Raw genomic sequence first — 11,490 nt, forward strand, 5'->3', positions numbered from 1 at the left:
TTTATCCATTGTGGGAGCGAGCCTGCTCGCGATGAGGCAGTGTCAGTCGACGTCCCTATCAACTGACAGATCGCTATCGCGAGCAGGCTCGCTCCCACAGGGTCTTGGGTGTTGCCCTGGGTTTTGCATCTTCCACAAGGGTTTTGTGTCTTGGCTTATGGAGAATGGGCCAAACGCCAGCGTTTATGGCAAACTTCGCGCCTATAAATGCCGGTCCCGTGGTTTTGAGCTTCAATTCACCGGGCGGATCGGAATAAAGCGATGCCAGGTCTGCTTCCCCTGGATGGGAAAAGACTCTTTGCGTATTGGTACGTCGGTACCAATACTTTCTGCCTGAACAGATCAGAGACACGACCATGTATAACGTCGTCATCAGTGGCACCGGCCTGTATACCCCGGCCAACAGCATTTCCAATGAAGAGCTGGTGCAATCCTTCAATGCCTACGTCGCGCAGTTCAATGCCGACAACGCCGACGTCATCGAGCGCGGTGAAGTCGAGGCATTGACTGAATCCAGCGCTGCGTTCATCGAAAAGGCTTCCGGCATCAAGAGCCGCTTTGTCATGGACAAGGACGGCATCCTCGACCCGCAACGCATGACCCCACGCCTGCCCGAGCGCTCCAATGAGCAATGGTCGGTGCTTTGCGAAATGGCCGTCGGCGCCGCGAAACAGGCGCTGGAACGTGCCGGTCGTACCGCCGCCGACATCGACGGCGTAATCGTCGCCTGCTCCAACCTGCAGCGCGCATACCCGGCCATCGCCATCGAAGTCCAGGAAGCCCTGGGCATCGAAGGTTTCGGTTTCGACATGAACGTGGCCTGTTCCTCGGCGACGTTTGGCATCCAGACCGCGGCTAACAGCGTGCAACTGGGCCAGGCCCGGGCGATCCTGATGGTCAACCCCGAAGTGTGCACCGGTCACCTGAACTTCCGCGACCGCGACAGCCACTTCATCTTCGGCGACGCGGCCACCGCCGTGATCATTGAGCGGGCGGACCTGGCGACCTCGCCGTACCAGTTCGACGTGGTCAGCACCAAGCTGCTCACCAAGTTCTCCAACAACATCCGCAACAACTTCGGCTTCCTCAACCGCGCCGCGGAAGAGGGCATTGGCAGCCGTGACAAGCTGTTCGTCCAGGAAGGCCGCAAGGTATTCCGCGACGTTTGTCCGATGGTGGCGGAACTGATCGGCGCTCATCTGCAAGAAAACCAGCTGAACGTCGAGCAGGTGAAGCGCTTCTGGCTGCACCAGGCCAACCTGAGCATGAACCACCTGATCGTGCGCAAGCTGCTGGGGCGCGAAGCCACCGAAGAGGAAGCCCCGGTGATCCTCGACCGCTACGCTAACACCAGCTCGGCCGGTTCGGTGATTTCGTTCCACCTGAACCAGGATGACTTGCCCAGCGGCTCGGTCGCGGTACTCAGTTCGTTTGGGGCGGGGTATTCGATTGGCAGCGTGATTCTACGCAAGCATTAATCCAGTTGTTGGCGGATTTATTGTGGCGAGGGGATTTATCCCCGCTGGGTTGCGAAGCAGCCCTAAAACCAAGCGCTGCGGTGTATCAGGCAAATTGAGTGACTGCTTTCAGGGTCGCTCCGCAACCCAGCGGGGATAAATCCCCTCGCCACAATGGTGGCAGGCATATGAGAGGTTGAATGACCACCACCAACGACACTCAATTGCTCCAACGCCTGCTGGCGGGGGAGCAGCGCGCCTACAAGGAGCTGGTCAGCACCTACCAGAGCCCGATGCGCGCGGTCGCCTATGCCATCGTCGGCAGCCGCCATGCCGACGAAGTGGTGCAGGACGCCTGGCTGTCGGTGGTGCGCAACCTTGGTGGTTTCCAGGGCCGTTCCAGCCTCAAGACCTGGCTGCTGACCATCACGGCCAACGCTGCCAAGGGGCGTTACAAGCAGAACCGTCGCGAGGTGTTGCTCGACGACCTGCCGTCGCCCCATGGCACGCTGGGCGACGATCGCTTCGCCGCCGATGGCCACTGGCTGCTTGCGCCGTTCGCCTGGCACCAGGACACGCCGGAAGCGCTGCTGACGGAAAGCGAATTACGCGATTGCCTCGAGCACACGCTGCTCAGCCTGTCGGAACTGCAAGGCAGCGTGCTGACCTTGCGTGAACGTCAGGGGCTGGAGCTGGAAGAAATCTGTAATCTTCTGGACATCTCGCTCTCTAACGTACGCGTGCTGTTGCATCGCGCCCGGCTGAAGGTCTTCGCGACCGTGGAACATTTCGAGGAGACCGGCGAATGCTGACCTGCAAGGAACAAGTGGCGCGCTCCAGCGATTATCTCGACGGCCAGCTGAGCTTTCGCGAACGCCTGATGGTGCGTCATCACCTGATGTTCTGTCCCAACTGCCGACGTTTCATTCGCCAGATGAAGCTGATGCAGGCCACCCTCAGAAAGCTCCCCGAGCCACCCGTCCCCGACCTGGATCACCTCGCCGAAAAACTCGCCGCCGAACGTCGCCGGCATTCGCGCTGAATCTTGAGTCATCACAACCCCCCGTGGGAGCGAGCCTGCTTGCGATAGCGGTCTGTCAGTTGACCGGGATGTCGACTGGACGGCCTCATCGCGAGCAGGCCCGCTCCCACAGGGGCGGCTAAACACAAAAAACTTGCGTTGCTGCATCGGGCGGAACGATTCAGGGCTTTCCGAACGCTGTTGAACAGGGGCTTGTCGACGCTGCGGGGTGTGGAACTCACGGCGATAAGCGATACTGGCGCGGCTCTGAATCGCCAAGTGGAGAGGAATCGATGCCGTTGCAGCGCCTGCACAGACTGTCTGAAATAGCGCCACGCACCTGGGATGCCCTGGTACCGGAACGCCAGCCGTTTCTGCGCCACGCCTTTCTCAGCGCGTTGGAGGACAGCGGCAGTGTCGGCCCGCATTCCGGATGGCAGCCCGAGCATCTGCTGCACATGGACGGTGACCGGTTGGTCGCTGCGTTGCCCAGCTATCGCAAGTGGCATTCCTACGGCGAGTATGTGTTCGATCATGGCTGGGCGGACGCCTGCGCGCGTGCCGGTATCGACTATTACCCGAAACTGTTGACCGCTGTGCCGTTCAGTCCGGTCAGCGGGCCGCGTCTACTGGCGGCCTCGGTCGAAGATGGTTTCGAGTTGCTCAAGAGCTTGCCGGGCTACCTGGAAATCGAAGGGCTTTCCAGTGCCCACATCAACTTCACGGATCCCTTCACCGATACGGCACTGGCCGCTCAAGAGGGCTGGCTGCAGCGGATCGGTTGCCAGTACCACTGGCACAATCGCGGCTATCGGGACTTCCAGGATTTTCTCGACGCACTCAGTTCCCGCAAGCGCAAGCAGATGCGCAAGGAGCGCGAGCAAGTGGCGGGGCAGGGCATCGACTTCGAATGGTTCGAGGGGCATCAACTGGACGAGGCGCAGTGGGATTTCGTCTATGCCTGCTACGCCAATACCTACGCCGTGCGCCGACAGGCACCGTACCTGACCCGAGAATTTTTCAGCCTGCTGGCCGAACGCATGCCCGAGGCCATTCGCGTGGTGCTGGCCAGGCAAGGATCGCGGCCGGTGGCGATGGCGTTCAGCCTGGTAGGCGGCGACAGTTTCTACGGGCGTTACTGGGGCTGCCTGGCAGAGTTCGACCGCCTGCACTTTGAGACCTGTTTCTACCAAGGCATGGATTATGCGATCGCCCAAGGCTTTCAGCGATTCGATGCCGGCGCCCAGGGCGAGCACAAACTCATTCGCGGTTTCGAACCGGTGATTACCCGGTCGTGGCATTACTTGCGCCATTCCGGGTTGAAAGCGGCGGTGGCGGATTTCCTGAACCGGGAGCAGGAGGGGGTGTTGGCGTATGCCGAGGAGGCGAGGGGGGCGTTGCCGTATCGGCAGTGTTGAGTTCTCTGCGAACATGAAATCTTGTGGCGAGGGGATTTATCCCCGTTGGGCTGCGAAGCGGCCCCAAGAGGGTCCAACTCAATCTGCCTGACACGCCAAGGTATTCGCTTTAGGGCTGCTTCGCAGCCCAGCGGGGATAAATCCCCTCGCCACAGGTGGGTTGAGTCAGGTTTCAGTCAATCCCCACAAACCCTCCCGTCTGATGCTGCCACAACCGCGCATACAACCCGCCATGGGCCAGCAGTTCGGCGTGGCTGCCGGTTTCGGCGATGCGGCCGTTTTCCAGCACCACCAACCGGTCCATCCGGGCGATGGTCGAGAGGCGGTGGGCGATGGCGATCACGGTCTTGCCTTGCATCAGCGTCTCGAGGCTTTCCTGGATCGCCGCTTCCACTTCCGAGTCGAGTGCTGACGTTGCTTCGTCCATGATCAGGATTGGCGCATCCTTGAGCAGCACCCGGGCAATGGCGATGCGCTGGCGCTGGCCGCCGGAGAGTTTCACGCCGCGTTCACCCACGTGGGCGTCGAAGCCGGTACGGCCCTGGGCGTCCGACAGCAGCGGGATGAACTCATCGGCACGGGCCTTGCGCACGGCTTCCCAGAGCTGCGCGTCGGTGGCGTCCGGTTTGCCGTAAAGCAGGTTGTCGCGAATCGAGCGGTGCAGCAGCGAGGTGTCCTGGGTGATCATGCCGATCCGTTCGCGCAGGCTTTCCTGGCTCACTTCGGCGATGTCCTGGCTGTCGATGAGAATCCGCCCGCCCTCGACGTCATAAAGACGCAGCAGCAGGTTGACCAGGGTGGATTTCCCCGCGCCGGAGGGGCCGATGAGACCGATTTTTTCCCCTGGCTTGATCACCAGGTTCAGATCGTCGATCACACCGCTCTGCTTGCCGTAATGGAAATCTACATGCTCGAAGCGTACTTCGCCCCGGGCCACGGCCAATGGCCTGGCGTGCTCGCGGTCGGTGACGCTGACCGGTTGGGCAATGCTCTGCAGGCCGTCCTGGACCATGCCGATGTTTTCGAAAATGCCGTTGACCACCCACATGATCCAGCCGGACATGTTGACGATACGGATCACCAGCCCGGTCGCCAGGGCAATGGCACCGACGCTGATCAGCGACTGGGTCCACAGCCACAGCGCCAGGCCGGTGGTACCGACGATCAGCAGCCCGTTCATGCTGGTGATGACCACGTCCATGCTGGTCACCACGCGGCCGGCCAGTTGGGCTTTTTCGGTCTGCTCCTGGATGGCTTCGCGAGCGTACTGCTGTTCGAAATTGGTGTGGGCGAACAGCTTCAGGGTGGTGATGTTCGTGTAGCCGTCGACGATCCGGCCCATGAGCTTGGAGCGGGCATCGGACGACACCACCGAGCGTTCCTTGACCCGTGGCACGAAGTAATAGAGCGCGCCGATGTAGGCGGCGATCCACAGCAACAGAGGGATCATCAGGCGCCAGTCGGCTTCGGCGAACAGCACCAGCGAGCTGATGGCGTAGATCAGCACATGCCATAACGCGTCCACGGCCTGCACCGCCGAATCCCGCAGGGAGTTGCCGGTCTGCATGATGCGCTGGGCAATGCGCCCGGCGAAGTCGTTCTGGAAAAAATTCAGGCTCTGCTTGAGCACATAGCTGTGGTTCTGCCAGCGGATCAGGCTGGTCATGCCGGGGCTCAGGGTCTGGTGCACCAGCAGATCATGCAGGGCCACGAAAATGGGCCGCAGGACCAGCGCCACCACTGCCATCCAGGCCAGTTCCAGGCCATGGATCTTGAAGAAGTCGACGTTGGGCGTGCCTTGGGCCAGGTCGATGATGCGACTCAGGTAACTGAACAGCGCCACTTCGATCAGTGCGCCGATCAGGCCCACCACCAGCAGGACGGCGAAGCTCGGCCAGACTTGTCTCAGGTAATACGTGTAGAAGGGCAGGACGCGGTTCGGCGGGGCCGAACTCGGGGCGTCGCGGAAGATATCGATCAGCTTTTCGAAACGGCGATAAACCATGCTAAGCAGCCCGGGCGGGGCTCTCCTTTTTTGCTGTGAGCGGCGCGGGATCGCCGTCGCCGCTCAGGCTTGCCCTGTACTTCAGTTAGTCGATGCGCTTGGCCGACTTGATGATCACAGGGTCGATCGGCACGTTTTGCATGCCTTGCTTGGTGGCGGTCTGGGAGTTGACGATGATGTCCACGACATCCATGCCCTTGACCACTTTGGCGAACACGGCGTAACCGGCGTCACGACCCGGGTCGAGAAACGCGTTGTCGGCCACGTTGATGAAGAACTGGCTGGTGGCCGAGTTCGGATCGGAAGTGCGGGCCATCGACAAGGTGCCGCGAACGTTGTGCAAGCCGTTGCTGGCTTCATTCTTGATCGGCGCCTTGGTGTCCTTTTGTTGCATCTGCTGGGTGAAGCCGCCGCCCTGGGCCATGAAGCCCGGAATCACACGGTGGAAAATCGTGTTGTTGTAGAAGCCACTGTCCACGTACTCGAGGAAGTTCTTGGTACTGATGGGAGCCTTGACCGGGTCCAGTTCGATTTCGATCTGGCCGTTGGTGGTGTCCAGCAGCACATGGGGTGCAGGTGCTGCCATCAGGTTGGCGGCAAACAGAACGGAGCCGGCGGCGAGGGCGATCTTTTTCAGCATGGGTTCATTGATCCTGGGTGGTGGAGTCGATTGCGATCAAAAAGTCGAGCAGGGTTTGGTTGAAGCGTTCGGGTTGGTCCAGCGGAGTAGCGTGCCTTGAATCGGTGAAGACCACCAGCCGTGCATCGGGCAGCAGTTTTACATAGGCTTCTTTCAGTGCCACTGGGGTGTAGTCGTGGTCGGCGCAGATGACGAGGGTTGGACAGGCAATCTGCGAAAGTCGTTCCTGGACACCCCAACCCACGACGGCATCGAAGCTGGCGAGATAAGCATGTTTGTCGTTTTTTGCCCAGCGTCGGGCCATTTCAAAGCGTAAATCCGCCTGTTCGGGCTTGGGAAACAGTTTGGCCCCCAAGGCCTTGCCGATGGTTGCCAGGCTGAGGATACGCATCAGGCTCCAGCGCTTGAACCATTGCCAGCAATCGTCCAGGGTGCGGATCTTGACTTGCGGCGCGCTGTTGACGATGCACAGGCTCTTGACCCGCCCGGGCTCATCCACCGCCAACTGAAAGGCGATCATGCCGCCCATGGACCAGCCCACCAGGTGCACCGGGCCCAGGTCCAGGTGGTCGATCAGGGCGATCAGGTCGGCGCTGAAACCTTCGATGCTGTAGGGCCCACGGGGTTTGTCGGAGCGTCCGTGGCCACGCACATCCACCACGATCAGGCGGTAATGGACGGACAATACCGGGATCTGCTTTTCCCAATCCAGGGTGCTGGAACCCAGCCCATGGACCAGCAGCAGGGGGGCGCCGTGGCCATATTCCTCGTAGTGCAGATTGCAGTCTTCGTGTACGAAATAGGCCATCGGCGAAATCCTTGTCAGGCTTGTTCAGGGGCGGCGAACGGCGCATCCAGCGGCGCGGTATCGAAGGTACGCAGCAGTTCGATGAGGATCTGCGTGGCCGGGCCCAGGGGTTTTTCCTTGTTCGAATACAGGTAGAAACTCGGGTTGCGGCTGCCACCCTGATCCAAGGGTAGCCGCTTGAGCGTGCCTTCCCGCAGTTCCCGCTCGATCATGTGCCGGGGCAGCCAGGCAAAACCCAGGCCGCTGCCGACGAAGGTCGCGGCGGTGGCGAGGCTGCCGACGGTCCAGCGTTGCTCGGCACCGAGCCAGCCGACGTCCCGGGGTTGCTGGCGACCGGAGTCGCGGATCACCACTTGCAGCTGACTTTCCAGGTCCTGGAACGTCAGCTCGCGATTGAGTCGATGCAACGCGTGTTCGGGGTGGGCCACCGCGACGAACTCCACGTCGCTCAGCTCCGCGCCGAGGTACCCGGGGATGCTGAAGCCAGAGATGGCCAGGTCAGCCACGCCTTCGAGCAGCACCTCTTCCACGCCCGACAGCACTTCTTCCCGCAGGCGCACCCGGCAGCCGCGGCTCTGTGGCATGAACGCCGTCAGGGCCCGGACGAGGCGGGCGCTGGGGTAGGCGGCGTCGACCACCAGCCGTACTTCCGCTTCCCAGCCTTGTTCCATGTGATGGGCCAGGTCTTCCAGTTGGCTGGCCTGTTTCACCAGTTGTCGGGAACGCCGCAGCAGTACGCCGCCGGCCTCGGTCAGCACCGCCTTGCGTCCATCGATACGCAGCAAGGGCACGCCGAGCTGGTCCTGCATGCGGGCCACGGTATAGCTCACCGACGATTGGGAGCGGTGCAGCACATCGGCGGCCTGGGCGAAACCGCCGTGGTCCACCACGGCCTGCAACGTCCGCCATTGATCAAGGGTCACGCGGGGCGCTTTCATATTGAGCTCCTCTTGTCCTAAGCTGGCGGTCCCTTGGTGGAGACAGCCGAATGAAGAAAATCTGTTGTGCAGTGCTGGCCCTGTTGCCGCTGACTGCGTTCGCATACCCGATCGATGTGGAAAAACACCTCAACGGCCTGAGCATCGATTACACCGCCTATGACACTGACGCCGACATCGGCTCCATCCAGGTCAACAACTACGGCAGCACCGACGCGGCCTGCACCGTGGTGTTTCGCAATGGTCCGGAAGCGCCTCGTACCCGCAAGATCGAGGTGGCCGCCGGCAAGTTCAAAAACGCCACCGCCAAGTTCAACCGCAACATCATCAAGCTGCGCATCGAACTGACCTGTAAGCCAAAGTAATCCGAACTGGGACGCTTGTTCAGCTTATAAGCGAATTTATCGATGCTTTGCAGCAAATATTTGCGCTTTTTTATCGATATAGTCCCTATTAGTCTCTGCTCCATCGACTGACAACACATTCAGATGGAGCCTACATCCCATGTCCCGCGTTCTGATCATTGAAAGCAGTGCCCGCCAGCAAGACTCGGTTTCCCGTCAACTGACCCAGACCTTCATCAAGCAATGGAAAGCCGCTCACCCGGCCGATGAAATCAACGTCCGCGATCTTGCCGTCAATCCCGTGCCTCATCTGGACGTCAACCTGCTGGGTGGCTGGATGAAGCCCGCCGAGCAGCGCAACGACATCGAGAACGCCTCGCTGGAGCGCTCCAACCAACTGACCGATGAACTGCTGGCCGCCGATGTGCTGGTGATGGCCGCGCCGATGTACAACTTCGCTATCCCCAGCACCTTGAAAGCCTGGCTCGACCATGTGCTGCGTGCCGGCGTGACCTTCAAGTACACCCCCACCGGGCCCCAAGGCCTGCTGACCGGCAAGCGGGCTTTCGTGCTGACCGCTCGCGGCGGCATCCACGCCGGCGGCAGCTCCGATCACCAGGAACCCTATCTGCGCCAGGTCATGGGCTTCATCGGGATCCACGACGTGACTTTCATCCATGCCGAAGGCATGAACCTGGGCGGTGACTTCCAGGAGAAGGGCTTGAATCAGGCCAACGCCAAACTGTCCCAGGTTGCCTGAGCTGTTAATCCTCGGGTAATCGTCGGGTGGTCTAGTAGGGCCACTGATGAGCTGGCGATTCCCTTCAAACCGTTTCGCGCATCGAACCTCCCTTTGCACTTGTTGCTCCTGAGTGCAGTAGCCCGATTGAACGCATTGGCGAGATCGGGCTTTTTTTTGGAAAATGGTTTTTAACCGAGCTTCGCTCTATGCTGGGCCGGACAGTATGGAGGCTGTGAAAGATGTTCAAACTCAGGCGCAAAACATGGGCGTTACTTCTGGTCTACATCGTAGGGGTCAGTGGCTACATCTATTACCTCTATGTCGAGACCCAGGAAATCCTGACCGACAACATCAATAGCAAGCTGCTGCATGCCGCGCTGGGTGCTTCGGCCATCCTCGGCGACGGCTACCATGACAGCCTGATCGACAAACAGTCCAAATCGCCGGCGCAAGACTGGGACGCCATTCAGCGGCTTTCCAGTTTCAACGAGTCAATGGGCACTGCTTTTGTCTACAGCGTGATCAAGCGTGATGGAAAGGCGTATCTGATCAGTTCCAGCGCATCGAAGAAGGAAATCGAGGAAAAAAACTTCGTGCGTTTCTTCGATCCTTATCCCGATGCCAGCCAGGCGCTACTCGACAGCTTCGAGCGTAGCGAGCCCACCTGGATCGATTATTCGGATCATTGGGGGGACTTTCGTGCCGTCTTCGTTCCGATGAAGTCCAAGGACGGTACGGTCTATGTGGCGGGGGCGGAGATGACGTTGGCGGATTACTACCACCAACTCAATCAGGATTCGCTGGACCATATCATTCTTGCCATTCTGGTTTTTCTCGCGTTCAGCCTTTTCCGCACCCGTGGTCATCTCCAGCAGTTGAAAACGAACGAACGGATATTGAACGAGGCAAAGGATGCCGCCGAGGAAGCGGACCGTTCAAAAACCCAATTTTTAGCCACCATGAGCCATGAGATCCGTACCCCCATGTACGGCGTCATCGGTGCAACCGAGTTGCTGGCGCGTTCGTCCCTGACCGTCGAGCAGACCAGCCTCCTGAAAACGATTCATACCAGCGGACGAAGCTTGCTGTCGCTGATCGACAACGTGCTCGATCTGGCAAAAATCGAAGCGGGCAAACTTGAGTTGAAGCCTCGCGTATTTGAATTGCGGACACTGGTTTCATCCAGCGTTGAAATCATCCGGCAGAACATCAAGGACAAGCCGGTCGTCATTGAGAGTCAAGTTTCCGCGAGCGTACCCCGCTGGGTTAAAACCGATCTCGATTGTCTGCGTCAGATACTGATCAATCTGCTGGGCAACGCGATCAAGTTCACCGAAAGCGGGAACGTATCGCTCATGGTCACGACGAGCGAACACGACGCCGGAGCCCGGCTTGACGTTTCCATACACGATACCGGCATAGGCATCCCCGAAGAGCGGCAAGGCAGTCTGTTCGAGCCCTTCGTTCAGCTTAAAGGGCAAGCCAGTCAACGTTTCAGTGGGAGTGGCCTCGGTCTTTCAATTTGCAAGAAACTAGTCGAAGCACAGCAGGGGACTTTATCTTTTACCAGCCAATCGGGTATCGGTTCGACGTTCTCCTTCTCGCTCCCCCTGGCGCCTTTCCGAGGCTCGGAAATCCCCTTGGGTGACGACCATGACGCGGTGGGTTTCGACTCATCTTTTGCCAGGCGTTACCCGCTCGATATCCTGCTGGTGGAGAACCATCCGGTGAACCAGAAAGTGGCCATGGCGATGCTGGAAGCGCTGGGGTATACCCCGGACCTTGCATCCGATGGCCTGGGGGCGCTCAGGCGGTGTTCGACGTCGACGCCCGAGGTCATCCTCATGGACATCAACATGCCTGGCATGGATGGGGTGGAAGCGATCCGCAAGATCCGTGCGCTGCCGCAGGGCAGTGCTTGTTACATGGTGGCTTTTACCGCGAGTGTCTTTGCCCATGAGGTCGAACGTTTCAGGGCCGCCGGTGCCGATGACATTCTCGCCAAACCGGCGAATTTCCACGCCGTGACCCGGGTGCTTCAGCGTGCAGCCAACGATCGGCAGCAACGTCAGGTTCGCACGTTGGCGGTGGATGAAGTTTCCTGTTGAGGTGGCTTG

At 59.9% G+C, this 11,490-nt stretch carries 11 protein-coding genes; 7 read left to right on the forward strand and 4 right to left on the reverse strand.

Annotation, left to right across the window (positions count from 1 at the left end):
• Positions 1-356: 356 nt before the first annotated feature.
• From LOY35_RS07645 to LOY35_RS07660, 4 genes are all read left to right on the forward strand, one after another.
• Positions 357-1,478, forward strand: a complete 1,122-nt coding sequence (locus LOY35_RS07645) for a beta-ketoacyl-ACP synthase III (RefSeq protein ID WP_258631798.1) — start codon at positions 357-359, stop codon at positions 1,476-1,478.
• Positions 1,479-1,657: 179 nt separating this feature from the next.
• Positions 1,658-2,269: an RNA polymerase sigma factor gene (locus LOY35_RS07650; RefSeq protein WP_258631799.1), complete on the forward strand. Its 612-nt coding sequence runs from the start codon at positions 1,658-1,660 to the stop codon at positions 2,267-2,269.
• Positions 2,263-2,499, forward strand: coding sequence for an anti-sigma factor (locus tag LOY35_RS07655; protein ID WP_024780432.1), 237 nt, complete (start codon positions 2,263-2,265; stop codon positions 2,497-2,499). The genes LOY35_RS07650 and LOY35_RS07655 overlap by 7 nt, the downstream gene beginning before the upstream one ends.
• Before the next feature lie 272 nt (positions 2,500-2,771).
• Positions 2,772-3,896 carry a GNAT family N-acetyltransferase gene (locus LOY35_RS07660; protein WP_258631800.1) on the forward strand — a complete coding sequence of 375 codons (1,125 nt, stop codon included), beginning with the start codon at positions 2,772-2,774 and terminating at the stop codon, positions 3,894-3,896.
• Between the two features lie 172 nt (positions 3,897-4,068).
• Here LOY35_RS07660 and LOY35_RS07665 read toward each other — a convergent pair whose 3' ends face one another.
• From LOY35_RS07665 to LOY35_RS07680, 4 genes are all read right to left on the reverse strand, one after another.
• Positions 4,069-5,901 (reverse strand): ABC transporter ATP-binding protein, encoded by a 1,833-nt coding sequence (locus LOY35_RS07665; protein ID WP_258631801.1) that lies wholly within the window; start codon positions 5,899-5,901, stop codon positions 4,069-4,071.
• An 85-nt stretch (positions 5,902-5,986) separates the two neighbouring features.
• Positions 5,987-6,541 carry a peptidylprolyl isomerase gene (locus LOY35_RS07670; protein WP_258631802.1) on the reverse strand — a complete coding sequence of 185 codons (555 nt, stop codon included), beginning with the start codon at positions 6,539-6,541 and terminating at the stop codon, positions 5,987-5,989.
• 4 nt (positions 6,542-6,545) lie between these two features.
• Complete coding sequence (locus LOY35_RS07675) at positions 6,546-7,349, reverse strand: alpha/beta fold hydrolase (protein ID WP_258631803.1); 804 nt, start codon at positions 7,347-7,349, stop codon at positions 6,546-6,548.
• Positions 7,350-7,363: 14 nt separating this feature from the next.
• Positions 7,364-8,287: a LysR family transcriptional regulator gene (locus tag LOY35_RS07680; protein ID WP_258631804.1), complete on the reverse strand. Its 924-nt coding sequence runs from the start codon at positions 8,285-8,287 to the stop codon at positions 7,364-7,366.
• Positions 8,288-8,337: 50 nt separating this feature from the next.
• Between LOY35_RS07680 and LOY35_RS07685 the strand changes: the two genes are divergently transcribed.
• The 3 genes from LOY35_RS07685 to LOY35_RS07695 all read left to right on the forward strand — a co-directional run bounded on the left by LOY35_RS07685 (position 8,338) and on the right by LOY35_RS07695 (position 11,481).
• Positions 8,338-8,652 (forward strand): 3-phosphoglycerate kinase, encoded by a 315-nt coding sequence (locus LOY35_RS07685; RefSeq protein ID WP_258631805.1) that lies wholly within the window; start codon positions 8,338-8,340, stop codon positions 8,650-8,652.
• Between the two features lie 139 nt (positions 8,653-8,791).
• Complete coding sequence (locus tag LOY35_RS07690) at positions 8,792-9,391, forward strand: FMN-dependent NADH-azoreductase (RefSeq protein WP_258631806.1); 600 nt, start codon at positions 8,792-8,794, stop codon at positions 9,389-9,391.
• A 221-nt stretch (positions 9,392-9,612) separates the two neighbouring features.
• Positions 9,613-11,481, forward strand: coding sequence for an ATP-binding protein (locus LOY35_RS07695; RefSeq protein WP_258631807.1), 1,869 nt, complete (start codon positions 9,613-9,615; stop codon positions 11,479-11,481).
• The last annotated feature ends 9 nt before the right edge of the window (positions 11,482-11,490 follow it).

It is taken from the genome of Pseudomonas sp. B21-028, from assembly GCF_024749045.1.
Taxonomy (GTDB): Bacteria; Pseudomonadota; Gammaproteobacteria; order Pseudomonadales; family Pseudomonadaceae; genus Aquipseudomonas.